Raw genomic sequence first — 23,641 nt, 5'->3', positions numbered from 1 at the left:
GCCGGGTCTACGGTCTCCGCATGTCGACGCGGAAGCGCACGCCCCGGCACCCGGACTCCCCTGCCCGCACGACCCGGGATGCACAGCCGCCTCCCGAGACCGACCTCCTCGACCGGATCGCCGGCGCGCTCGAGGACGACGATCCGCTGTCGCTCCTCGCGACGGCGAGCACTCTGCTCGCCATCACGGATCCGCGGGACCACGAGCAGTTCGCCGACGCCGCGCCCGGCCCCGACCGCGACGAGCTCGTCGAGTCCTTCCTGGCCGCCCCGCTGCCGGAGATCTCGGCGGTGCTGGCCGCGCTCGCCTGCCTGTCCGGGGACGACGTGCTGCGCCGTCGCGTGCACCGGGAGATCGCGCGGCGCGGGCACCCGCTGCCGGACTGGCTGAGCGGGCTCGCGCGTGCAACAGCCGAACCGCGGGCGTTCGAGGTGACGCACACGCTGCGCGACGGCGACAACGTCCTCATCTCGGTCACCCTGCCGGGCGGGCACCAGCTCACCGCGGTCGTCTACATCGACCACAACATGGGGACCATGGTCAAGGACGCCTTCGCGCTGTCCGGGTCCCTCGAGGACGTCGTCGGGCAGCTCGAGGCCGCTGCCGTTGCCGATCCCGACATGACGGCCCGGCCGCTCGACCCGGCCGACGCCCGCGCCCGGATCGGCGAGGCCGCCGAGCTGACAGCGATGACCTACCCGCCGATCGAGACCGACACCTGGCCGTCCTCCCGGGCGTTGGTGGAGTGGATGACCGGGCTGCTGCCGCCCGGCGGCACCGGCTACGAGGTTCCGGAGTGGAGCGACGAGGACCTCGACGACCTGACCGAGCGGTTCCGGGCCTCGCGGTTCGCCGAGGGCACCGACGGGACCGGCGGCCTCCTCGCGCTGCTGATGTCGTTCGGTACCGAACAGAGCCTGGGTGACCCGATGCGCTGGAGCCCGGTGGCCGTGGAGATCCTGCTGGCCGACTGGGTACCGCGCACGGTCGTCGCCGACGTCGTTTTCCTGGCTCAGTTGCCGGATCTGCTGCGCGCGTTCATCCGCTTCTGCCACCACGAGCGGGGAGTCCGGGCGGGCCTGACCGAGGAGACGCTCGCCGCGGTCGACGAGTACGAGGCCGCATACCAGCAGCTCATCCGGTCGGACCGGGCCCAGGACCCGGCCGGGATCCTCGAAGCGATGGGGGTGATCAGCGACGTCGATCTCGCCGAGATCATGCTCGAGGACCTGGCCCACGCGGTCGGCGGCGAGGCCGCGCTGAACGAGCTCGACGCCGATCCCCTGCCCGACGAACCGTTCGCGTGGGAGACGGTGCCGGCCGACGTGCACGGCCGGGTCGGCGAGGTCCTGGAGCTGGTCGACCGCTGCTGCGCCGAGCTCCTCGACACCGAGTACCGGACCGCGTGCCGCCGGTTGCTGTGCGACATCGCCACCGGCGATCCCGCCGTCTTCCGGCGCCGGGGCAAGGCGACCACCGCCGCGGCCGCGCTCTGCTGGCTCGTCGGCAAGGCCAACCCGCTGTTCGACCGGGAGGCCGGCACCGGGCCACACCTCGCGGTCAAGCACCTGACCGCGCACTTCGGGGTGAGCACCGGCAGCGTGTCCCAACGCAGCGAGGCACTGCTGCGGGCCGTCGGGGCCGACCCGCACGACGTGGGCGGCAAGGATCTCGGTTCCGCCCGCTACCTGACCGGTCCGCAACGGGCGCGCATCCTCACCGCTCGGGACCGCTTGCGCGAGAGGGCCGGCACCCCGGACTGACCCGGCCCGGTCCCTCGCTACCGCCCGGGTGCCGGGCCGTCGAGCAACGACCCGACCTGTTCGACGAGCAGGGGCGTCTCGGCGTCGGCGTCGAAGCCGCCACCGGCCACCCGGGAGGCGAAGCCGTCGATCAGCAGCATGATCCAGACGGCGAGCCGGTCGGCCTGGATCCCGGCCCGTGCCCGCCCGCCCCGCTGGGCCGCCGCCGCGAGCTCCCGCAACGCGGTACGGGTGGTGTCCTCCTCGGCCTGCAGCGCGGCCGCGATCTCCGGGCGCGCGCCGAAGGTGCCGACGACCGTGATGAACCCGGCCGCGCGCGGATCGGCCAGGTCGGCGACGGCGTGGCGGACGTACTCGAGAAGCACCTGCCGGGGCGTCGCGTCCGGGTCCCGCGAGGCGAAGAACTCGCGGGTCTCCTCGGTGCCCAGCTCCAGGATGGCGACCAGGAGCGCGTCCTTCGTCGGGAAGTGATGGAAGAACGTGCCCGAGCCGATCCCGGCGATCCGGCAGATCTGCGCGGTGGTGGCTCCGGCGCCGTGCCGGGCGAACGCGGTGAGCCCGGCATCGATGAGCTGCAGGCGGCGGGCGCGCCGGAGCGCGGGATCGACGGGTCGTGGCATGGCCGCCATCCTAGTTAATGGAGTGAGCACTCTGCTAACTTGGTGTCCATGCCACCGCACCGCACCCTGCGCATCTCCCGGACACTGCTCGGTCTGATCGTGCTGGTCGGGCCGGTGCTCGGCGCCGGTGCGGGACACCTGGTCGGGCCCCTCACCCGCTGGTCGATCGACGTGCTCGGTGGCGCACCCGGACCGCTGCGGTTGCTGGAACTGGCGCCCGTGCCGTGGCTGGTCGGCGGCGGCGCCGTGGTCGGCCTCGTCGCCGCGGCCCTGCTCGTCGCGAAGATCAGCGAGGAGACGACCGTGGTGCGGATCGCCGCGGACGGCGTGACGGTCGAGCGCGGCGACTCCCGATGCTTCGTCGGGCGGGAACGGATCGCCGCCGTGTTCACCGACCCGGACGATCTCGTGCTCCGCGACGCCGACGGCCGGGAGCTGCTGCGGCGGGAGTGCGAGATCGGCGCGCGGCGGCTCGCCGAGGCGTTCCGCGCCGACGGCTACCCCTGGACGGGGCACAGCGACCCGGCCGAGGACCGTTTCCACCCCTGGGTGGACGGCGCCCCGGAGCTGCCCGGCGAGGTGCACGAGCTGCTGCGCCGGCGCGGTCGCGCCCTCCGTGCCACCGACCCCGACACCGCATCCGACCTGCGGGAGCGGCTCCAGGACCGGGGCGTCGTCGTCCGGGACCGGGGCGCGCGGCACGGGCAGCAGTGGCGCCCGCTCGCCGAGCAGACGCAGGACGCGCCGGCGCACTGAGCACGGCGGAGACGCGAGCGGGCGGCGTCGAGCGCGCCCTGGGCTCGGTGGACCTGCAACGCACTCCGGGCGAGGTCGGCGCCGGCGAGCTGGGCACGGCCGGCGGTGAGGACGACGTCGCCCAGTAGCGCGAGGTTGCCCGTCCACGTCAGAGAGTGTGACTATCTGACAGATAAGGATGGATCTTCGTAGTATGCTGCCGACCGTGTCGGATCGTGTGGAGAGTGGCGGATCATCCGAGGTGGTCGTCAATCGGGACGGTCGGATCCTGATCCCGGCGCAGGTGCGTCGTGATCTGGGACTGCACGCCGGGTCGACGCTGTTGTTGTCGGTGGAGGACGGGCGTGTGGTGATGGAGTCCCGCGAACAGCTCGTTGCGCGGATGCGGCGGGAGATCGCCGAGTCCTGGCAGGGCGACCCGCAGACCTCCGTCGTCGAGGAGCTGCTCGCCGACCGCCGTGCCGAAGCGGCCGCGGAGGACCCGGACTCGTGACCGCACTCGACGCCGGCTCACCCGCGCCGTCCCGTTCGGCCGGCGCGGCGGAAGCCACCGCGACCCCACCCACTCCCAGCCCAGCGGTACTCGACGCCTCCGCCGTACTCGCCTGGCTGCGCGACGAACCCGGCGGCGACGTCGTCGACCGCTACCTCGACACCGCGGTGCTCTCCGCGGTGAACCTCGCCGAGGTCCACCAGAAGCTCGCCCAGCACGGCGTCGACGCCGACCGCGCCACCCGCCAGCTCCGCACCCTCGGGGTCCGGATCGCGCCTCTCGACACCCCCGATGCGATCACCGCGGCGAAGCTGTGGCCGGCCACCCGCGCCGCCGGACTGTCACTGGGCGACCGGTGCTGCCTGGCCCTGGCCGCCCGCCTGGGCGGGCCGGCGGTCACCGCCGACACCGCCTGGACCACGCTGGAGATCGGGGTGGGTGTCGTACTCATCCGGGGCAGTCCGCCCGGCACCGACCGCACCGATCGGAGAGGCCCGGCATGACCGATTCGACACCGCTCCCCGACCGCGTCGCTCCGCCGATCCCGGGGGTGCGAGCCACCGCCCCGCCGCCTCGTCGAGCTCGGTGGAGGCGATCGCCAGGGGCACGGAGGGAGCGCGGCACGCCGGAGTCCGGGTCGACTGGTTCCCGCATCCGGGCCGGTGACTGGCAGGGTGGTCGGTCCATACCGGCGGCCCCTCGTTCAGCTGTGCCGACGCACGGCCGACCGGGCTCGCGGACCGGAGGAAAGGTTTTCGATGTCGCAGCCGTACCCCAGCCATTCTGCGTCCAGGCCACCCGAGAGCAGCCGGATCGCAGCCATCCTCGCCCACCTTTCGGCGCCGATCGCCGCGGTGCTGAGTGCCGGACTGCTGAGCCTGCTCGGCCCGCTGCTCGTCTGGCTGGTCAAGAAGGACGACCCGTTCGCGCGCAGGGCCGCCGCCGGGGCGTTCAACTTCAACCTGTTGTTCTGGGCGCTCTTCCTGCTCAGCTGGTTGCTGATCATCACCGTGGTCGGGATCATCGTCGCGGTTCCGCTCATGCTCGTCCTGTTCGTGGTCTCCGCGTGGTGCCACATCAAGGGAGCGGTACGGGCGTCGAACAACCAGACCTACGACTACCCCTTCCAGCTCCGGGTGCTGTCCTGAACCAGGAGCGGGATGGTTCATGACGGCTCCTCCGCTACCGGTCATCGCGACCGTAGAGCCGTATCCAGGGCTTTCATCAGCACTGCGACACGGTTCCTGCCGGTCGCGACGGGCGGATACCGCCGCACGATGTCGATGATCGCCGGTGAGGCGCGTCGTCGCGTCCGTTCGATGTGCAGCTCGCCCACGCCGGGGTCGTCACCGGCTCGCAGCTCCGCCACCCGGGCCGCGTGCGCGGCGGCTCGGAGAATGTGCCCGACCTGTGTGGACCTGGCGAGCTCCGAGGTCCAGCTCCGCACCTGACCCGGCGGGTGCAGGTATGCGGCCGACGCTGCGTCACCGGCGGCGTGCGCCGCGTGCTGCGCGAGACCATCGGCGGCGTCCTTGGCCGCTCGGTGCGCGTCCAGCGATGCGGTCCGCTGCAGCTTCGACCGATCGGCACCGTCGATGAACGTCCACGCCGCCCCGATCGCGACGCGCGGCCGCCGATCGTCCGGGCGGACCTCCTCGAAGACCGGGAGGACCTCGTCAGCGCTCTCCACCGCGAAGCGCGCCACCGTCCGCAGCTCGGTCATGGTCAGATCCGGATCACCCGGCTCGGTGCGCGCCACGATCCGTGGATAGGGCAGCGTCTCGCCCCAGCCGGGCGGCGAACCGCTCGCCGATCAGGCGGTGGGTCGCGGTGTCCGGGTGCAGGCGGTCCGGGAGCGGGTGCGTCTGCTCGTCGGCCGGGCCGTAGAGATCGAGGCCGTCGACGTGGTGCAGGTTCGGGTCGGTCGCGCTGCGTTCCCGCACGATCCGGGCGAGGTGTTCCCGCACGACGGTCAGCGTGAGCTTCCCCGCGGCCACCTCCGCCGGGTCCCCGGAGGCGGTGAAGCGCATCTCGCCCGCGGCGAGTGCGGCGTGGTCGAAGTCCGCGGGGCCGGGGGTGTGCTCGTGGATCGGGCAGTACACGGGCGAGATCACGAACAGCGGTGTGTCCGGGTGGCCGTCCCGGATGGTGTCGAGGAAGCCGTGCACCGCAGGCCCGAACGCGCGCAGCCGCATCACATCGGCGTTCACCAGGTTGATCCCGAGCTTGCAACTGATCAGGTCGGCCGGGGTGTCCCGGATGACGCGCGCGGTGAACGGGTCGAGCATGGCACTGCCGCCGAGGCCGAGGTTGGTCAGCTCGAGGCCCGCGAGGGCGGCCGCCACGGCGGGCCAGGTCCCGGTCGGACGGTCCGCGTTCGAGCCGTGGCTGATCGAGCTGCCGTGGTGCAGCCAGGTCGGGCGTCGCTCGACCGACGGGCGCAGGGGCTCGTCGCTGCGCAGCTCGACGATCTCGACGGACTCGGTGTGCGGCAGCCAGATCTCCACGCGCTTGCCGCCGGCGGGCAGCCGGTCGAAGGTGACGGGGCCCGGTACCCCGTCCGCGCGGTCAGCCACCCCGGTCGCGGGATCGAGGGTCACCACGGTGGCGGTGTCGAGGCTCGCCCGGCCGTGGAGCCGGCCGTCGACCACGAGATCGAAGACGCCGGGCGCCCGCGCCGGAACACCGCGGTAGCCGTACCGCGTCGCGAGCGCGGTCACCTCGATGCTCGTCGCGGCGGTGTCGACACTGATCCGGACGCCCGACGGCTGCGCCTGCGCCATCGCGAGCTGCGCGTCCCGGGCCTGGTCGAGTGCCCATGCCGGCAATCGGTGCGGACGCACGCCGATCGGCGTGTGCTCGAACTCGAGCGCCCCGCGGAACAGTTCCGGGGTGGCCGGGGTGGTGATCGGTCGCGATGCGGCGGTCACTCGTGATCCTCCATCGGTGCGGTGGTCTCGTGGTTGCCGACCGACTCCGTCAGGCGCGGGCGGGCGCCGGCTCGATCAGCCGCTTGCTGGTCCGGCGGAACGCCCACACCACGACCAGTGCGCCCAGCACCGTCAACGGCGTCCCCATCGCGATCTTCGCAAACGCCAGCGCGCCGGTGGCATCGGTCAGGTACAGCCACTCCTTGACCACGAACCGCGCCCCGAACACCGCCGCGGCCACCAGCGTCGCCACGTCGTGCGCCCGCATCGACGGGCGGTCGTCGCGCCAGGCGTGCGCACCGCCGTGCACCGCGTTCCAGATCACCCCGGTCAGCGGCCGCCGGAGCAGCACCGACCCGAACGTGACCACGAATCCCGCGAGCGCCGCCCAGATCCCGATCACGAAGAAGTCCTTCGCGGACCCGGTCCAGGCCACGAGACCGACCGCGGCACCGACCGCGAGCAGACCGCCGATCGCCGAGGTGAACGCCTCGCCGCGCAGCAGCCGGAACCCGGTGAGCGCCAGCCCGACCGCGACCGAGACGCCGATCGTCATCGTCAGCGACAGGAACGCGTTGGCCGCGACGAACACCACGACCGGCAGGGTCGAGTACACGAACCCCATCGGCCCGCCGACCTGGTCGAGCAACGTCGGCTTCGCCCCGGTGGCCGGTGCATCGGCAGTCGGTGCGTCGGCGGTCGGCGCTCCAGCGGCCGGTGCTCCGGTGGACCGCGGTCCGGTGGCCCGCGCTCCGGCGATCGGTGCTCCGGTGACAGGCACCGGCGCGGTCGGGGTCTCGTCGGCCCGGTGGGCCCGGCTGTGGTGCGGCTCCGTCATGGTCATTTCCGTCCTCCCGGGTCGTGTTCTGGTGTGATCCCAGGAGAAGCCGTGCCGCCACGGCACACTCAACCCGGTTGTGACCCAGGCCACTGATCGTGGTCGTCGACGAGGATCCCGCGCTCGGTCAGCTGGTCGGCCAGCAGCTCCCCCACGCCCCGGATGTGCGCGGTCATGGCGTCCCGGGCGATGCGCGGGTTGCGCCGGCTCAGCCCACGCAGCAACGGCAGGTGGTCCTCGGGGGCGGCGGAGGACCAACCCTGGACCGTCGACCAGGCGCGGAACGGCGCATGGCGGACGGTGAGCCGCAGCAGCCAGCTCAGCCGGTCGGCGCGCGCGATCCGGTTGATCAGCGCGTGCAGCTCCCACTCGATCCGCTCCGAGGCGGCATCGCCCTGCGCGCAGGCCGCGACGAGCTGGTCCTGCAACGCGTACAGCCTGGCCAGCTCCGCGTCCGTGAGGTGCGTGGCGGCGCGGGCCGCGAGCTCCCCGGCGAAGTAGGCCTGCGCGTCATAGATGTCGACGAAGTCCTGGCGGCTCATCTGCACGACCCGGAACCCGCGCCCCGGCCGCAGCTCGGCCAGGCCCTCGCCGGACAGCGACATCAGGGCCTCACGGACCGGGGTCGCGCTGACCCCGAACTGCGCCGCGAGATGCTCGGTCCGCAACGCGTCGCCACCCCGCACCTCGCCGCTGACGATCATCTCGCGGACCCGGCGGGCGACCTGCGGGCTGAGCCGCTGCGTGGGGTCGATGGGCGCGCCCTCGTCGCCCCCGGTGTCGTCCACGGAGTCACCGCCGGAGTCGTCCACGCGCTCGCTCACCATCGCTCCACCCGCTCGACCTTCCGCCTCACCCGCCGCACCATGAAACCCGGTGTCCCACGAAACACCATCACGCCGTCCGCGCGTTCACCGCTTGCCCCTCCTCCAGAACTCTATAGAATCAACGCGACAGATGAGCGAGCAAACTGACGAAGGAGTCGGCTGTGCCGGTCTACGACTACGCGTGCTCGTGCGGGGTGCGCTTCGAAACGATGGTCCGGTCCTGGAGCTCGCCCGCTCCGGGCTGCCCCTCCTGCGGTGAGATCACGAGTCGCCGCCCACCCGCACCGGCGATGCACGGCCGCGCGGCCCCTCCCCCGGCTATGTCCACGGCGCCGCGGTCGTGGGAGGGGCTGCACAACGGCGACCGCGATGCCATCACCGGATGGCGGCGCCGGATGGACGCCCGCCAGGAGTTCGAGGCCCGTCACCCGGAGCACCGCGAGCACCGCGACGCGATCGCCGCCCACGAGGGCAGCTTCGAACGCCGCCCGCTCACCTACAAGGAGCTCGCCACCCGCGCCTCGACGTCGAAGGACGCCGCGACCGCGGCGGCGGAGGCGAGCCGGGACCGGCGGACCCCGAACACGGCCACCGCCGACGCCGGCGACTGAACGGTCACCGGCACCGACCGAACCTCTCGCGCCCCGGCGGGGCGACGAGCGAAACGAGGAACATGAAGACCACCGCGGCTGTGATCCACGAGGCCGGAAAGCCCCTCGAGCTGGTCGAGCTCGACGTCGCCGCGCCCGGCGAGGGCGAGGTCCTGGTCCGCTACACCCACGCCGGGCTCTGCCACTCGGACCTGCACGTCATGCAGGGCGACATGAAGGGCTGGCTGCCGCTCGTGCTCGGGCACGAGGGCTCCGGCGTCGTCGAGGACGTCGGCCCGGGCGTCACCCGGGTCGCGCCGGGCGACCACATCGTGTGCTCCTTCATCCCGAGCTGCGGGCACTGCCACTGGTGCTCGACCGGCCAGCAGGCGATCTGCGACATGGGCGCGAACATCATGCGCGGCTTCCTGCCCGGCGAGAGCTGGCCGCTGTCCGGGCCGGCCGGGCGCTACGGCGCGATGTGCATGCTCGGCACGTTCAGCCAGTACGGCGTCATCCACCAGACCTCCGCGGTCAAGATCGACGACGACCTCCCGCTGGACAAGGCCGCACTCGTCGGCTGCGGGGTGCCGACCGGGTGGGGCGCGGCCACCAAGGCCGCGGACGTCCGCCCGGGCGAGACCGTGCTCGTCTACGGCACCGGCGGGATCGGCATCAACGCGGTGCAGGGCGCGCGGCACGCGGGCGCGCAGTACGTGATCGCGGTGGACCCGGTCGCGGGCAAGCGGGAGGCCGCCCTGCAGTTCGGCGCCACCCACGCGGTCGGCACCGCGGACGAGGCACGCGAGCTGTCGTTCTCGCTGACCCACGGGGTCGGGGCGGCCAAGGCGATCATCACGGTCGGGATCATGACCTCGCAGGTGGTCTCGGACGCGTTCGACGCGATCGGCAAGGCCGGGGTCGTCGTCCTCGTGGCGCTCGGCGACTTCGACACGCGCACGATCGAGGTCTCCGGGACCATCGCGACGCTGTGGAAGAAGACGATCCGCGGCAGCCTGTTCGGTGACTGCAACCCCACGACCGACATCCCGCGGCTCCTCGGGCTCTACCGCACCGGGGATCTGCAGCTGGACGGGCTCGTGAGCCGGACCTACTCCCTGGAGCAGGTCAACGAGGGCTACGACGACATGATCGCCGGTCGCAACCTGCGCGGGCTCATCGTGCACGAGCACTGACGCTCACCCCGGCACGACGACGGCGCCCGGACCCATCGTGGGTCCGGGCGCCATCTGTCCGTGCGGTCAGAGCTGGATCGACTTGATCTCCTGGTACTCCTCCAGGCCCGGACGGCCCATCTCCCGGCCGACCCCGGAGCGCTTGTAGCCGCCGAACGGCGCGTACGGGTTGTAGGCGCCGCCGTTGACGTCGATCTGGCCGGTGCGGACCCTGCGCGCGAACGCCAGCGCCCGGTCCTGGTCGGCCGACCAGACCGCGCCGTGCAGCCCGTACTCGGAGTTGTTGGCGATGGCCAGCGCCTCGTCCTCGTCCCGGTAGGGGATGACGGACAGGACCGGCCCGAAGATCTCCTCCTGGGCGATCGTCGAGTCCGGGTCGACGTCACCGAAGACCGTCGGGGCGACGTAGAAGCCCTTCTCCCGTCCCGCGGGGGCCTCGGCCCCGCCGGCGACCAGGCGAGCACCCTCCTCGACGCCGCGGGTGATGTAGCCGCGGACCCGGTCGCGCTGCGCCTCGGACACCATGGGGCCGAGCTTGGTCTTCGGGTCCATGGGGTCGCCGGGGGCGAATCCCTCGGCGGCAGCCCTGGCGAGCTCGAGCACCTCCTCCTGGCGGTCGGCCGGGACGACGAGCCGGGTCCACGCGGTGCAGGTCTGGCCGCCGTTGAGGAACGCGTTCGCGACGCCCACCTTCACCGCGGCGGTGAGGTCGGCGTCGTCGAGCAGCACGTTCGCGGACTTGCCGCCGAGCTCCAGGGTCACCTTCTTCACGGTGCGGGCGGCGAGCTCGGCCACCCGGGAACCGGCCCGGACCGAGCCGGTGAACGAGACCATGTCGACGTCCTCGTGGGTGGCCAGCGCCTCCCCGATCGTCGGGCCGAGGCCGTGCACCAGGTTGATCACACCGGGCGGGATGCCCGCCTCGTCGATCGCCTCGAACAGCTGCCGCACGACCAGCGGCGCGACCTCGCTGGGCTTGACCACGACCGTGCAGCCCGCCGCGAGCGCGGGCGCGATCTTCGCGGTGATCTGGTGCAGCGGGTAGTTCCACGGCGTGATCGCGGCGACCACACCCACCGGCTCCCGGACGACCAGCGAGTTGCCGACCTTCTCCTCCGGCTCCTCGTTCTTCAGGATCTCGACGTAGGTCGACACGTCGGTCTGCGGCAGCGCGGCCTGGATCCGGCTCGCGATCCGCATCGGCGTCCCGACGTCACGCGCGATCGTCTCGGCGATCTGGTCGGCGCGGGCGGCGAGGCCGTCGTGCAGGCGCTGCAGGCAGTCGGCCCGCTCGGAGCGCGGCGTGGCGGCCCAGCCGGGGAACGCGTCACGCGCGGCCCGCACGGCCCGCGCCACGTCCTCCACGGTGCCCTCCGGCACTGCCCCGATGACGTCCTCGGTGGCCGGGTCGATCACCGCGACGGTGCCGCTGCCGGTGCTGTCCACCCACTTCCCGTCGAGGTACAGCTGCTCGGTCGGCGTGCTCATCGATCACTCCTTCGGCCGCGTGGCGGCAACGGGGGGCGACCCGGGAGGCACTCGGGCCGCACGAACACTGCGACCAGGATTCTATAGAGATTGCAGTGGAGGGACAAACACGCGTCCGGGCCGGCGGGTCTCCGCCGGCCCGGACGCGGCGGATCAGGTGTAGCTGTTGCCCGGACCGAGCTTGAGCTCGGTGAACTGCACCGGGTCGTGACCGAACACGATGGTGGCGTCGGCCTTCTGCTGGATCGAGCGGATCTTCTCCACCGACTCGAACCACGCCACGGTGTCGTAGACGATGCCGGCCGCGATCGCCGGCGGCCCGTAGCTCTCGCTGCGGTACAACGAGTCCGACGCGAAGATCATCGTGCCGGAGTCGGCCAGGTCCACCTGCAGCGACAGGGTTCCCCAGGTGTGGCCCGGGGTGCGCAGCAGCGTGATGCCGGGCAGGAGCTCGGTGTCCTCGCTGATCGTGCTGAGCTCCAGCCCGTCGTAGTCGGACTTGATGTGGGCGCCCTTGTTGTAGCCGTCGAAGCTGAACGCCCCGTCCTTCTCGGCCTCGTCCACCAGGATCGTGGTGTCGGTGCCGTTCCAGAACTGGGCGTTCGCGGCATGGTCGAGGTGCAGGTGCGACAGCAGCAGGTAGTCGATCTCACCGGCCTCGACGCCGAGCTGCTTGAGCCGCGAGTCGAGCCACATGTCCTCGGTCGTGGCGTCGACCGGGAAGAACTGGTCGAGACCGGTCGGGCCCCAGCGCTCCACCCAGTTCCGCGGCACACCCGTGTCCCACAGCAGCTTCTTGCCGTCCGGGTGTTCGATGTAGACGGCGTGCGTCGGAACCTCGACCCAGTCACGCTGCTTGTCCGGGTTCGAGGCGGACGCCATCCGCGACGGGTCGATCAGCAGCCACGTCAGGTCGGCGTGCATCGTGCCGGTCGGCAGGATCGTCACCTTGATCTTGTCGTCTGCCACTGGCAGAACCTCCTCCTCGTTGCGGTAGGTACTGCGGCCCGTCGCACTCCGGTGTGCGGCCCGCCGGCCGGCGCGCGGGCGCGCCCGACCCGGCAGTGACCTGGGCCATAGAAGCAGAATGTTCCATATTCCATAGAATCATGTCAACACGACGATCGGTTTCCTCGCGCGTCCGCATGAGCAGGCCCGCCGGATCCGCGGCGATCGTCCACGTTCTGCCCGGTATGTCCTGGAGGTTTGCCCCGGTCGGGCGACACCGGCGGGCAGACCCGAGCACAGTGGGTGCGCACCACCGTATCGCGACATGCCGATGTCTTGACAACACACGATTCTATAGAGATAGTCCCACGCGGTCTAGGTCACACCTCAGGAGGGTTGCTCGATGGAGAGCTTGATGATGGACCGCCAGCTGCTGCTCAGCTCCCTGTTGTGGCGCACCGAGCGGCTCTTCCACGACAAGAAGATCATCACCAGGATCGGCGACGGGCAGTACCACGAGTACACCTACCGCGAGTACGGCCGGCGGGTCCGCAAGCTGGCCAACGCGCTGGGCCGGCTGGGCGTCGAGCACGGCGACCGGGTCGGCACGCTCGGCTGGAACCACTACCGCCACCTGGAGACCTACTTCGGCGTCCCCGGGTTCGGGGCGGTCCTGCACACGGTGAACCTGCGGCTGTTCCCGGACCAGCAGCGCTTCACGATCAACAAGGTCGCCGACGAGGTCCTGTTCTTCGACCCGGACCAGCTCGCACTGGTCGAGGAGCTCGTCGACCTGGGGATCCCGACGGTCAAGGCGTTCGTGGTCTTCGGCGACACGGTGCCCGAGACGCGTCTGCAGAACGTCCACGCCTACGAGGACCTCCTCGCCGCGGAGACCGACGAGTTCGAGTTCCCCGAGTTCGACGAGCGCGACGCCGCCGCCATCTGCTTCACCTCGGCCACCACCGGCGACCCGAAGGGCGTCGTCTACAGCCACCGCGGGATGGTCCTGCAGGCGATGTGCCTGGCGATGCACGACAAGCTCGGCATGAGCGAGGACCAGGTCTGGCTCGAGGTCGCCCCGATGTTCCACTGCAACGGCTGGAACATCCCGCACACCGCGCTGCTGCAGGGCAGCACCCTGGTGCTGCCGGGCGTGCACCCGCAGCCGATCGACTACGTCCGGATGGTGTCGGACCTGAAGGTGACCGGGATGAACGCCGCGGTCACGATCGGGACCCTGATGCGCGACGCGGTGCACTCCTCCGGCAGGGACTGGGACCTCGGCAGCCTGCAGACGATGTGGCTCGGTGGCCAGGCGCCGTCGAAGGCGATCATGAACTGGTGGGCCGAGCAGTACGGCACCTACGTCACCCAGGGCTGGGGGATGACGGAGAACACCCCGCAGATCTGCTTCTCCGCGATCAAGAGCACGCTGCGCGAGAACGCCGGGGACGACGAGCTGCTGGCGCTGCGGCAGAAGCAGGGCCAGCCGATCCCGCTGGTCCAGATCAAGATCCTCGGGGCGGAGGGCGAGGAGCTGCCCTGGGACGGGGAGAGCGTCGGCGACTTCTGGGTCCGCTCGCCGTTCACCGCGAGCGCGTACTACGACGACGAGCGCACCGCGGAGAACATGGTCGACGGCTGGTTCCGCACCGGCGACGTCGGCGCCATCGACCCGGACGGCTACGTGATCCTCAAGGACCGCTCCAAGGACCTCATCAAGTCCGGCGGCGAGTGGATCTCCTCCATCGACCTGGAGAACGCGCTCATGGCGCACCCCAAGGTCCGCGAGGCGACCGTGGTCAACATCCCGGACGAGAAGTGGCTCGAGCGGCCGCTGGCCTGCGTCGTCCCGACCGACGACTCGCTCACCGAGGACGATCTGCGCACCCACCTGGCGGTGGACTTCGCGAAGTGGTCGATCCCGGACCGGTTCCTGTTCGTGAAAGAGGTCCCGAAGACCGGCGTCGGCAAGTACGACAAGAAGGTCGTGCGCTCCCTCTACACCGACGGCGGGTTCGACGCCGTCGAGGCGAAGCTCGGCTGAACCGGGCCGCTCACCAGGGACGGAGGATCCCGGGGTGGTCGCACGGATAGAGTGTCGACCATGCAGGACGGCGTCGTCCAGGTGAGGCTCATCGGTTCCCTCGCGGTGACCGGTGACCTCGCCTCCCCGGTGCCGAGCGGCCGCGCGAGCCGGCTGCTCGCGATACTCGCCGACCGTCAGGGCGAGTTCGTCCAGACCACCACGCTCGCCGACCACCTCTGGCCGCACCAGACGCCGAGCGACCCGCTGCGCAACGTCGCGTCCCTGGTGAGCCGGCTGCGCAGATCGCTGGGCCGGGAGCGCATCGACGGCGGTCCCCGTGCCTACCGGCTCGTCCAGGACCGGCGGACGACGGTCGACCTGGTGGAGGCCGCGAACCTCACGACGCTGGCCGAGCGGGAGCTCGCGCACGGGCACTCCGGCCCCGCGCTGCGCAACACCGGCCACGCCGTCCGGCTGCTCGACGGCGGACCGGCGCTGGCCGACGAACCGGACAGCGACTGGAGCGACGGGGTCCGGGACGCCGCCGAGGCCCTGCTCGACCGAGCGCGGCGTTGCCGCTGGGCTGCCGCGCTGCAGGCCGGTGATCTCGAGATCGCGCTGGAGGAGACGGGGCGGACGCTCGCGGCGAACCCGCTCGACGAGGAGGCGGCGCGTGCGGCGATGCGGGCCCACGTCTCCCGCGGGTCTCCGGCCGATGCGATCGCCGTCTACGAACGCCTGCGCGCGGCGCTGGCGACCCAGCTCGGACTCGACCCGTCGGCGTCGTCGCACCAGGTGCACCTGGAGATCCTGCGGGGAACGCCGGCTCCGGAGCACGACGCCGGTACGCACCGGAACATCCCGGGGACCGCCGGTCCCGTGGGGCGCGACCACGAGATCGCGACCCTGGCCCGGCTGTGGGACGACGCGGTCCGCGGTCACGGCCGGATCGCGCTGTTGCGCGGCGAGCGGGGAATCGGGAAGTCCACCCTCTGTGCGGCAGCCGCACGGCGCGCCGAGCAGGCAGGCGGCGTGGCGGTCGTGGTGCGCTGTGCCGAGGCGGAACGATCGCTCTACCTGCAGCCGCTCGCCGACATCGTGCGTGGGCTGCTCGCACACCACCTGCCGGGTGCGGCGGATCTTCTGGGCGATGCGGACCGCCGGGCGCTGACGGTGCTCGTCCCGGAGCTCGACGAGTGGGCGTCCGCGCCCGACATCTCCGAGATGCAGCACCGGCGCACCGTCGACGCCCTCGCCCACTTCCTGGGCCGGGTCGCCGAACAGCAGCCGCTGCTGGTGGGGATCGAGGACATCGAGAACGCCGGGCAGTCGAGCATCGACGCGCTCCACTACCTGACCGACCGGCTCGCCGAGAACGCCGTGCTGACCGTCGCGACCGAGAACGCCGGCGAGTACCCGCACCAGACGGTGGGTCTGGAGGACGTGGCCGTCGTCCTCGACGTCGGCCCGCTGGACCGCGCTGCCGTCGGAACGCTGCTCGACGACGCCGGGTCCCGGCACGACCTCGACCGGTTCTTCGCCTGGACCGGAGGATCGCCGTTGCTCGTCAGCGAGCTGCTGCGCCATCCGGCGCCGGAACACCCCGAGCGGGACGGCCCGGACATCCCGGCGACCCTGCACGACGCCCTGATCCGGCGCCTGGCCGCCACCACCGACGACGTCCGCGACGTGCTCGCCCAGGCATCGGTCCTCGGCCGCTCGTTCGGTCTCGACGATCTCGCCGCGCTCACCGCGCAACCGGTCGAGGTCTGCGCGCAGCGCTGCGAACGCGCTCAGCGGTCGGGACTGGTCGGCGCCCACGGGGACGAGTTCCGCTTCGCCAGCGAGATCCTCCGGCGGATCGTGTACGACGAGTCCCCGCGACCGGTCCGGATCAGTCGCCACCGCCGGGCCGCAGCGCTGCTCGCCGACCGTCCCGAGGCCGCGGCCGGCCATCTCGCCGCTGCCGGGGACCATCGGGAGTCGGCCCGGGCCTGGTTGCAGGCCGCGGACGCCGCCCATCTCGTGTTCGCCCACGCCGAGAGCGAGCGGATGCTCACCCGCGCGGTCGAGCAGGCCGGACCGGCAGGCGACCCGATCCTCGCGGCGCAGGCCATGCTCCGGCGCGGTTCCGTCCGCTGCGATCTCGCCCGCTACGACGACGCCCGCGACGACCACGAGCGCGCACTCGGAACCGCCCGCGACCACGGCGACGAGGAGCTCGAGACGGCTGCCCTCGAGGCGCTCGGCTGGACCGCCCTGCACGCCCGCGACGCGTTGGCCACCGTGGACCTCGCCGAGCAGGCCGGCTACCTCGCCGAGTCGGCGGCCGCCGCTCCCGGTGCCCGGCGCAGCTCGGTGCTGCTGCTCGGCCGGGTGCGGCACTGGGACGGTGACTACTCCGGTGCCGCGGCCGCCTACGACGAGGTGCTCGCCTCCGACGCCGACGACGTACTGGCCGCCACGGCGACGGCCTACCGGGGTGCGTTGCTGCAGCACACCGACCGGTTCGACGAGGCGAGGGTCGCGCTGCTGCGGGCGGTCCGGCTCTGCACCCGGACCGGCGAGTTCCGGACGCTGCTGCAGAGCCTGTTCTTCTGCGCGCTGGCCCGCGGTGACAGCGGAGACTTCGCGGGTGCGCTGCGTTCGCTGGACCGGGCCCGCCGGCTGATCGACGAGGCCGGCGTGAACTACTACCGGGCCGGGATCGAGACGACGACGTCATGGCTGTGGCAGGAGCTGGGCAGGGTCGACCTGGCCCGCGAGCACGCCGAGCTCGCGGTCGATCTCGCCCGCCGTGGCGGGGGCGCGCTCGAGCTCGAGCAGGCGCTGCACGCGCTGCTCGCCCTGGCCGACTGCGAGCTGCTCGAGGGCCGCGACGACGACGCAGGCAGCAGGGTCGAGGAGGCCGCGACCCTGCTCGAGCTGTCCCTGCCGTTCCGCCAGCGGGCAGAGATGCGGTTGCTCGAGATGCAGGCGCGGTGGCGGCCGGAGCTCTCCGAGCAGCTCCTCGAGCACGCGCGCCGGTTCCGGTCGGCCAAGTACGAGGCGCTCGCGCTCGCCCATCTCGGCCGCGCGGCCGAGGCCTCCGCCGCGGCGCGGCGCACGTCCTCCGCCCTGGTCATCGCGTCCGTGTGCCCGGGTCCGGAGCGCGACTCCGCTCTGGAGCGGATCCGGGCCGGGCTGCCACCCGAGCTGCGCGACGACTTCACCCGGCGGGGCCGGCTCCTCCTGCCCCGCCCGGTGCTCCACTGATCACTCCCGGTCCGGCCGGCTCCCACCGCTCAGCGGGATCGTCATCGCGACGTGGGGGAAGCCCGCGTAGGTCTCGACAGCACCCGCCGTCCATCCCAGATGCTCGAAGAAGCGGCGGTTCGGTGGCTGGACGTGTGCCACCATCCGCACTCCACCGCGGGACGCGGCGGTCGCCACCGCCAGTCGCACCAATGGCGCCCCCGCTCCGGCCGTCCGGTAATCGGGCAGGACCGCGAGACGGTCGCCGCGCCACAGGCCCGCGGCGTCGACGGGATACAGACGCACCGTCCCGACCGCGTGCTCGCCGATCGTCGCGAGCACGTGCACCACGTCCTCGCGGGCGTCGTGCGCGTCGACGTCGCTCTCGGCGAACACGCCCTGTTCGATGACGAAGACGGCGTGCCGGACCCGGTGGTGCTCGACGACGTCGGCACCGGTGACGATCCTGCAGTCGACGCCGGTCGCCGTGCCGGCCCTCGAGGGCTCCGCGCGGGTCACGACAGGCTCGCCGGTCGAGGGCCGATCTGCAGCATCGGCGGCTGACGCTGCACCGCGTCGATCGCCGAGCAGGCCTGGCAGCGGGCGCATCCGGCGACGGCGTCGTCGGCGCTCATCCCCCGCTCGGTCATGTGGTCGGCCACCTGCCGGTAGACCTCGGAGCTGTAGGCACTCGACGGAGGCCGGGCGTCCTGCATCAGGCTCCCCGCGACCGGCCTCAGCGGCACCACGAACGGATAGACCCCGAGATCGACGGCCCGCCGGCAGCCCTCGACGATCAGCTCCGGGTCCTCCCCCATCCCCAGGATGACGTAGGTCGAGACCCGGCCCCGGCCCCAGAGCTCGACCGCCCGCTCCCAGGTCTCGAAGTAGGTCTCGATCCCGGTCCGGAACTTGCCCGGCGCGACCCGTGCCAGCACGTCCGGGTCGAAGGTCTCGATGTGGATGCCGACGGCGTCGGCGCCGCCCATCGCGTACACCTCGTCGAGGATCGCCAGGTCGCGCGGCGGCTCGAACTGGATCTCCACCGGCAGCCCGCTGGCCTCCTTCACCGCACGGCCGCACCGGGCGACGTAGCGCGCGCCGCGATCGGGTGCGTTCGAGCTGCCGGTGGTCAGGGTGACGTCGACGACGCCGTCGAGATCGCGGGCGGCGACCGCCACCTCGGCGAGCTGCTCGGGCGTCTTGCGGGCGATGGTCGCACCGGAGTCGAGCGAGACCCCGATCCCGCAGAATCCGCACTGATCGGACGTGTTCCAGTAGTTGCACGCCTGGACGACCGTGCTGGCCAGCGAGTCCAGGTGCAGCAACGCGATCTTCTCGTACGGCACACCGTCGGCGGTGGTGAGATCGTAGAACCGCGGCCGGAGCGACCGCGACACGCCGGCGAGCCGACGGCCGTCCCGGTAGATCCCGTTGCCGCCGCCGTCCTCGGGACGCAGCACGTACGGGGTGGACGCGTCCGGGGCGGCCACGATCGGGACGGTGACCGGCCTGCCCTCGAGCCAGATCATCCCGGAGTCGGTGGGCCCGGCGCCCCCGGTCCGCGACTCGACCGTGGTCTCCACCCGCACGCCGTGGCTCTGCAACGCCGCGATCAGCTCACCGAGATCGCCGGTCCCGCCGGCGGGTTCGCGCGCGGTGTCGTGCTCGTCGCGGGTCCCGGGTGCTGCCGTCATGAGCCCTCCTTCTGGTCGTGTCCTGCCACCGCGGCCTCGGCGTCGATCTCGTCGGCCCGCAGCGCGCAGGCCGCGGCGAGCACGTCGGGTCCGGACACCGCAGGGTGCGCGACATCTGTCATCCGGTTGCCCGGCTCGCGCTCGAGGAGCACCAGCTCCTCGAGCGAGTGGATCTCCTCCCGCAGCCGTTCCAGCAGCCGTCCGACCGCGGCGGCGGCCTGCTGGTAGGCCTCGCCGTCGGCCAGCACGATCGGCCAGAGCCGGTCACCGGCCGCACGCCAGCGACGGCGGGCGGCGGCGAGCCCGGGATCGCCGATCGGCTGGACCGGCGAGGCCGGTGGGAACGTCGTCGTGTCCTCCATGAACGCCTTCCGATCACGTCGCGGATGTCCGCATACCCGACTCGTACACTATAGTAGACACCGTGGCGGATCGTAGACGTCAATCGATCGGGCCGGCGGGAAGGTGGGGTGGGCACTGATGCCCAAGACTGCAGTCGTGGCACTCGGCGGGAACGCCATCACACGGAGCGGGGAGTCGGGCACACACGCCGAGCAGGCGGCGAACGCGCAGCGGATGGCCCGTGCGGTCTGCGCGCTCCGCGACGCCGGATGGAACGTCGTACTGGTACACGGGAACGGGCCGCAGGTGGGGAACCTCGCGATCCAGCAGGAGGAGGCCGCGGGCATCGTCCCGGCCCAGCCGTTGTACTCCACGAGCGCCATGTCCCAGGGCCAGCTCGGGAGCCTGCTCACCCTCGCGCTGCTGACCGAGGGGCGGGGCCGGCTGGCCGGCGTGGTCTCCGTCGTGACCCACGTGCTCGTCGATCCGGACGACCCGGCGTTCGGCACGCCCACCAAGCCGGTCGGGCCGTTCTTCACCGAGGCACAGGCCCAGGAGCTCGCCGGCAGGCGCGGCTGGGTGGTCGCCCGTGACGGCGACCGCGGCCACCGCCGGGTCGTACCGTCGCCGCGACCGGTCGGCATCGTCGAGATCGACGCGATCCGCGCCCTGATCGACCAGCACATGATCGTGGTCGCCGGGGGTGGCGGCGGTATCCCGGTGATCGCCGGCGACCCGGGCCTGGAGGGGATCGACGCCGTCATCGACAAGGACCTCACCGCGCAGCGGGTCGCCAGCTCGGTCAACGCCGAGGCGCTGGTCCTGGTCACCGACACCGAGAAGGTGCACCTGGACTTCGGCAGGCCGGAGCAGCGACCGGTCACCGAGATGACCGTCGACGAGGCGGTCAAGCATCTCGAGGACGGCCAGTTCCCCGAGGGCTCGATGGGGCCGAAGGTGCGCGCCGCGGTCCGGTTCCTGCGCGAGGGCGGGACCACCGCGGTGATCACCACCGCGGAACGTGCCGGGCCGTCGCTGGACAGCGGTGAGGACCGTGCCGACGACACCGTCGGCACCCGGATCGTGGGGGCCCGAGGATGACCACCGTCGTGACGGTGCTGCGCGACACCTACCTGGACTCGGTCGTCCAGCTCTCCGGGACCCGTGCCATGCGCGCGGTCGAGGGCGTCGAGTGGGCGACCGCCGCGATGGCCACCGAGGCCAATCTCGCCACCCTCACCGAGAACGGGTTCGATCCGGCGGGCTGGGACGGCGCCGGGGCCGGCGACCTCGTCCTGGCCGTGCGGGCCGACGACGAGCAGGTCGCGGCCGCCGCCGAGGACGCCGGGCGTGCGGCGATGTTCTCCGCCCGGGGCGACGGCCCCGGCACGCGCGAGGAGAGCGATCCGCGCACGCTCGCCGAAGCCCTCGACCGGCAGCCCGGGAGCACGGTCGCCGTGATCTCGGTGCCGGGCGACTACGCCCCGCTGGAGACGACCAAGGCACTCGCCGGCGGGTTGCACGTCCTGCTGTTCAGCGACAACGTCTCCGTCGAGGACGAGGTCGCGCTCAAGCAGCGGGCCGTCGAGCAGGGCCTGCTCGTGATGGGGCCCGGCGCCGGGACCGCGATGCTGGACCGGACCTGCCTCGGCTTCGCCAACGTGGTCGGTGATCCCGCCACCCGCACCGGCTCGGTCGCCGTGGTCGCGGCGGCGGGGACCGGCGCGCAGGAGGCCGCGAGTCTGCTGGACCGGGCCGGGGTCGGGGTGCGGCACGTCATCGGGCTCGGCGGGCGGGACCTCACCGCGGCCGTCGGCGGGCCGATGGGCCGGCTCGCCGTCCGATCGCTGGCCGCCGATCCGGAGACCGACGCGATCCTCCTGGTGTCGAAGCCACCGGACCCCGAGGTCGCCCGCGGTGTGCTGGCCGAAGCAGGTGACACCCCGCTGGTCGCGGCACTGATCGGGCTCGACGGATCCGACGACGACGATCCCCCCACGGTGACCCGGTCCTCCACCCTCGAGGGCGGCGTGCTGGCCATGCTGCGCCGGATGGGCCACCCCGCGCCGAACACCACGGCCGGCCTGCGCGACCAGGTCACGGCAGCCGTGCGCGACCTGCCCGAGCAGCGGCGGCTGGTCCGCGGCCTGTTCTCCGGCGGGACCCTCTGCTACGAGGCGCTCGTGCTGCTCGAGCGGGAGCTGGGACCGGTTCACTCCAACACGCCGCTGGACGAGCGCTACGGCCTTCCCGCCCCGGCCGGGGCCCACGTCTGCCTCGACCTGGGCGAGGAGGAGTTCACGAAGGGCCGGCCGCACCCGATGATCGATCCGGAGGCCCGGATCGAGCACCTGCGGGCGACCGGCGAGGACCGCGACGTGGGTGTCGTCCTGCTCGATGTCGTGCTCGGGCACGGCTCGCACCCCAATCCCGCCTCCGAGCTCGCCCCGCTCTGCGCGGAGATCATCGGCCGGGGCGGTCCGCGGATCGTGGTCTACGTCCTCGGTACCGACCAGGACCCGCAGGGGTTCGAGCGCCAGCGTGCGGCGTTCGCCGAGGCGGGCTGCATCGTCACGTGGACGGCGGCGCGCGCCGCGCTCGCCGCCGCGGCGATCGCCGTCCGTGACCCGAAGATCGTGGAGCGTCCGCTGTGACCGGGCTGGCGCTGGTCACCCACTCCACGTCGCCGCGCGGAGGCATGGTGCACACGCTCCAGCTCGCCGAGGCGCTGCACGCCGCCGGGCACCGGGTACACCTGGTCACCCAGGGCGACCCGGCGGCCGGCCTGTTCCGCCCGACGACCGTGCCGTACACGGTCCTGCCGGCACCGGAGCGCTCCGGCACGCTCACCGACCGCGTGCACGCCTCCATCGACGCGTTGAGCGTGGCGCTCGGTGACCTGGCCGGTCGTTTCGACATCCTGCACGCCCAGGACTGCATCGCCGCCCGCGCGGCGGCCCGGGTCCGCGACGCCGGGGCGCCGGTGTCGGTCGTGCGGACCGTGCACCACGTCGACGACTTCACCACCCCGGCGCTGATCGAGTGCCAGAAGGCCGCGATCACCGAACCGGACCGGGTACTCGTGGTGAGCCGGCAGTGGGAACGGATCCTGCGCGACGACTACGGCGTCACCGCGACCGTCGTGCCCAACGGTGTCGACCCGGCGCGGTTCCCGCCGGTCGAGCCGGACCGGCGGGCCCGCCTCCGGCGCTCGCTCGGGGCCGGGGCCGACCGGTTCGTGTTCCTCGGGGTCGGCGGGGTCGAGCCGCGCAAGGGCACCCGCTACTCGTTCGAGGCCCTCGCCCGGCTGCACCGGTCCGGTTCCCCCACTCCTCCCCCGGTCCTGGCGATCGTGGGTGGCCACTCCTTCCAGGACTACGCCGCCTACCGCGAGGAGGCGCTGGCGGCCCTGCCCGGGATGGGCCTGGAGCTCGGACGGGACGTCGTGCTGCTCGGCACGCTCGACGACCGCACGCTCGCCGAGTGGTACCGCAGCGCGGACGCACTGCTGTTCCCCTCGGTCAAGGAGGGCTGGGGGCTGGCGGTCCTGGAGGCGATGGCGGCGGACCTGCCGGTCGTCGCGTCCGACCTCCCGGTGTTCCACGAGTACCTGCAGGACGGGCGGAACGCCCTGATGCCCGCGGTCGGGGACCCGGTCGCCATCGCCGGCGCCATGCACGACCTGGCGACGGACCACGCCCTGCGGGACCGGCTCCGGGCCGGCGGCCGGGAGGTGCTCCCGGCGTTCACCTGGCCCCGCAGCGCGGCGGCGCACACGGCGGTCTACGAGGAGGTGCGGTCGGTGCCTGCGGGGCGCTGACCCCGGCCCGGACAGACGACGGCGGGCTCCCCGGATCCGGTTCCGGGGAGCCCGCCGTCGTCTCGCG

At 72.5% G+C, this 23,641-nt stretch carries 22 protein-coding genes and 1 pseudogene; 13 read left to right on the top strand and 10 right to left on the bottom strand.

The window, feature by feature from the left end:
• The first annotated feature begins 20 nt into the window (after nucleotides 1-20).
• Entirely contained in the window at nucleotides 21-1,763 is a 1,743-nt protein-coding gene (locus tag JOF36_RS17625; protein WP_210028044.1) for a DUF6398 domain-containing protein, read from the top strand.
• 17 nt (nucleotides 1,764-1,780) lie between these two features.
• Here the strand turns inward: JOF36_RS17625 and JOF36_RS17620 are convergent, their stop codons facing one another.
• Nucleotides 1,781-2,383, bottom strand: coding sequence for a TetR/AcrR family transcriptional regulator (locus JOF36_RS17620; RefSeq protein ID WP_210028043.1), 603 nt, complete (start codon nucleotides 2,381-2,383; stop codon nucleotides 1,781-1,783).
• Between the two features lie 48 nt (nucleotides 2,384-2,431).
• On the opposite strand from JOF36_RS17620, the gene JOF36_RS17615 reads away from it, so the two are divergent.
• From JOF36_RS17615 to JOF36_RS17600, 4 genes are all read left to right on the top strand, one after another.
• Entirely contained in the window at nucleotides 2,432-3,139 is a 708-nt protein-coding gene (locus JOF36_RS17615) for a YqeB family protein (RefSeq protein WP_210028042.1), read from the top strand.
• Nucleotides 3,140-3,344: 205 nt separating this feature from the next.
• Nucleotides 3,345-3,632, top strand: a complete 288-nt coding sequence (locus tag JOF36_RS17610) for an AbrB/MazE/SpoVT family DNA-binding domain-containing protein (RefSeq protein ID WP_307862438.1) — start codon at nucleotides 3,345-3,347, stop codon at nucleotides 3,630-3,632.
• Nucleotides 3,629-4,135: a type II toxin-antitoxin system VapC family toxin gene (locus JOF36_RS17605; protein WP_210028040.1), complete on the top strand. Its 507-nt coding sequence runs from the start codon at nucleotides 3,629-3,631 to the stop codon at nucleotides 4,133-4,135. The genes JOF36_RS17610 and JOF36_RS17605 overlap by 4 nt, the downstream gene beginning before the upstream one ends.
• A gap of 255 nt (nucleotides 4,136-4,390) precedes the next feature.
• Nucleotides 4,391-4,780 (top strand): DUF4870 domain-containing protein, encoded by a 390-nt coding sequence (locus JOF36_RS17600; RefSeq protein WP_210028039.1) that lies wholly within the window; start codon nucleotides 4,391-4,393, stop codon nucleotides 4,778-4,780.
• A gap of 41 nt (nucleotides 4,781-4,821) precedes the next feature.
• Here the strand turns inward: JOF36_RS17600 and JOF36_RS17595 are convergent, their stop codons facing one another.
• From JOF36_RS17595 to JOF36_RS17580, 4 genes are all read right to left on the bottom strand, one after another.
• Complete coding sequence (locus JOF36_RS17595; protein ID WP_307862437.1) at nucleotides 4,822-5,391, bottom strand: putative immunity protein; 570 nt, start codon at nucleotides 5,389-5,391, stop codon at nucleotides 4,822-4,824.
• Nucleotides 5,369-6,562 (bottom strand): SGNH/GDSL hydrolase family protein, encoded by a 1,194-nt coding sequence (locus JOF36_RS17590; RefSeq protein WP_210028038.1) that lies wholly within the window; start codon nucleotides 6,560-6,562, stop codon nucleotides 5,369-5,371. The genes JOF36_RS17595 and JOF36_RS17590 overlap by 23 nt, the downstream gene beginning before the upstream one ends.
• Nucleotides 6,563-6,611: 49 nt before the next feature.
• Complete coding sequence (locus tag JOF36_RS17585) at nucleotides 6,612-7,406, bottom strand: DUF3159 domain-containing protein (protein WP_245350881.1); 795 nt, start codon at nucleotides 7,404-7,406, stop codon at nucleotides 6,612-6,614.
• Between the two features lie 62 nt (nucleotides 7,407-7,468).
• Nucleotides 7,469-8,224: a GntR family transcriptional regulator gene (locus tag JOF36_RS17580; protein ID WP_210028037.1), complete on the bottom strand. Its 756-nt coding sequence runs from the start codon at nucleotides 8,222-8,224 to the stop codon at nucleotides 7,469-7,471.
• Nucleotides 8,225-8,388: 164 nt separating this feature from the next.
• Here JOF36_RS17580 and JOF36_RS40230 point away from each other — a divergent pair.
• The 3 genes and pseudogenes from JOF36_RS40230 to JOF36_RS17570 form a co-directional block, all read left to right on the top strand.
• Nucleotides 8,389-8,493, top strand: a pseudogene (locus tag JOF36_RS40230) (FmdB family zinc ribbon protein); the annotation flags it as partial.
• A 54-nt stretch (nucleotides 8,494-8,547) separates the two neighbouring features.
• The gene (locus tag JOF36_RS39145; protein ID WP_245353120.1) at nucleotides 8,548-8,838 is read left to right on the top strand and encodes a hypothetical protein; all 291 of its coding nucleotides are present in this window, start codon (nucleotides 8,548-8,550) and stop codon (nucleotides 8,836-8,838) included.
• Between the two features lie 62 nt (nucleotides 8,839-8,900).
• Entirely contained in the window at nucleotides 8,901-10,013 is a 1,113-nt protein-coding gene (locus tag JOF36_RS17570) for a Zn-dependent alcohol dehydrogenase (RefSeq protein ID WP_210028035.1), read from the top strand.
• 66 nt (nucleotides 10,014-10,079) lie between these two features.
• Here JOF36_RS17570 and JOF36_RS17565 read toward each other — a convergent pair whose 3' ends face one another.
• Both JOF36_RS17565 and JOF36_RS17560 read right to left on the bottom strand, forming a co-directional pair.
• Complete coding sequence (locus tag JOF36_RS17565; RefSeq protein WP_210028034.1) at nucleotides 10,080-11,501, bottom strand: aldehyde dehydrogenase family protein; 1,422 nt, start codon at nucleotides 11,499-11,501, stop codon at nucleotides 10,080-10,082.
• Between the two features lie 153 nt (nucleotides 11,502-11,654).
• Complete coding sequence (locus JOF36_RS17560; RefSeq protein ID WP_210028033.1) at nucleotides 11,655-12,470, bottom strand: N-acyl homoserine lactonase family protein; 816 nt, start codon at nucleotides 12,468-12,470, stop codon at nucleotides 11,655-11,657.
• Nucleotides 12,471-12,852: 382 nt separating this feature from the next.
• On the opposite strand from JOF36_RS17560, the gene JOF36_RS17555 reads away from it, so the two are divergent.
• Together JOF36_RS17555 and JOF36_RS17550 are read left to right on the top strand one after the other, a co-directional pair.
• On the top strand, nucleotides 12,853-14,499 hold the full coding sequence (locus JOF36_RS17555) for a long-chain fatty acid--CoA ligase (RefSeq protein WP_210028032.1): 1,647 nt from the start codon (nucleotides 12,853-12,855) through the stop codon (nucleotides 14,497-14,499).
• Between the two features lie 60 nt (nucleotides 14,500-14,559).
• The gene (locus JOF36_RS17550; protein WP_210028031.1) at nucleotides 14,560-17,736 is read left to right on the top strand and encodes an ATP-binding protein; all 3,177 of its coding nucleotides are present in this window, start codon (nucleotides 14,560-14,562) and stop codon (nucleotides 17,734-17,736) included.
• On the opposite strand, the gene JOF36_RS17545 is transcribed toward JOF36_RS17550, so the two are convergent.
• Genes JOF36_RS17545 through JOF36_RS17535 form a run of 3 tightly spaced genes read right to left on the bottom strand, consistent with a single transcriptional unit; the run spans nucleotide 17,737 to nucleotide 19,774 of the window.
• Complete coding sequence (locus JOF36_RS17545) at nucleotides 17,737-18,234, bottom strand: MSMEG_0567/Sll0786 family nitrogen starvation N-acetyltransferase (protein ID WP_307862436.1); 498 nt, start codon at nucleotides 18,232-18,234, stop codon at nucleotides 17,737-17,739.
• Nucleotides 18,231-19,412 (bottom strand): MSMEG_0568 family radical SAM protein, encoded by a 1,182-nt coding sequence (locus JOF36_RS17540; protein ID WP_210028029.1) that lies wholly within the window; start codon nucleotides 19,410-19,412, stop codon nucleotides 18,231-18,233. The genes JOF36_RS17545 and JOF36_RS17540 overlap by 4 nt, the downstream gene beginning before the upstream one ends.
• Nucleotides 19,409-19,774, bottom strand: coding sequence for a hypothetical protein (locus tag JOF36_RS17535; RefSeq protein WP_210028028.1), 366 nt, complete (start codon nucleotides 19,772-19,774; stop codon nucleotides 19,409-19,411). Before JOF36_RS17535 ends, JOF36_RS17540 begins: the two co-directional genes overlap by 4 nt.
• A gap of 118 nt (nucleotides 19,775-19,892) precedes the next feature.
• Here JOF36_RS17535 and JOF36_RS17530 point away from each other — a divergent pair, with 118 nt between their 5' ends.
• The 3 genes from JOF36_RS17530 to JOF36_RS17520 are packed head-to-tail and all read left to right on the top strand — an operon-like array spanning nucleotide 19,893 to nucleotide 23,574.
• Nucleotides 19,893-20,855, top strand: coding sequence for a carbamate kinase (locus JOF36_RS17530; protein ID WP_210028027.1), 963 nt, complete (start codon nucleotides 19,893-19,895; stop codon nucleotides 20,853-20,855).
• Nucleotides 20,852-22,408: an AllF/FdrA family protein gene (locus JOF36_RS17525; RefSeq protein WP_210028026.1), complete on the top strand. Its 1,557-nt coding sequence runs from the start codon at nucleotides 20,852-20,854 to the stop codon at nucleotides 22,406-22,408. The genes JOF36_RS17530 and JOF36_RS17525 overlap by 4 nt, the downstream gene beginning before the upstream one ends.
• Nucleotides 22,405-23,574, top strand: a complete 1,170-nt coding sequence (locus JOF36_RS17520) for an MSMEG_0565 family glycosyltransferase (protein ID WP_210028025.1) — start codon at nucleotides 22,405-22,407, stop codon at nucleotides 23,572-23,574. The genes JOF36_RS17525 and JOF36_RS17520 overlap by 4 nt, the downstream gene beginning before the upstream one ends.
• Nucleotides 23,575-23,641 lie beyond the last annotated feature (67 nt).

Origin of the sequence: Pseudonocardia parietis (assembly GCF_017876315.1) — a bacterium.
GTDB classification, from domain to species: domain Bacteria; phylum Actinomycetota; class Actinomycetes; order Mycobacteriales; family Pseudonocardiaceae; genus Pseudonocardia; species Pseudonocardia parietis.
This window is presented reverse-complemented; position numbering and strand designations above follow the sequence as displayed.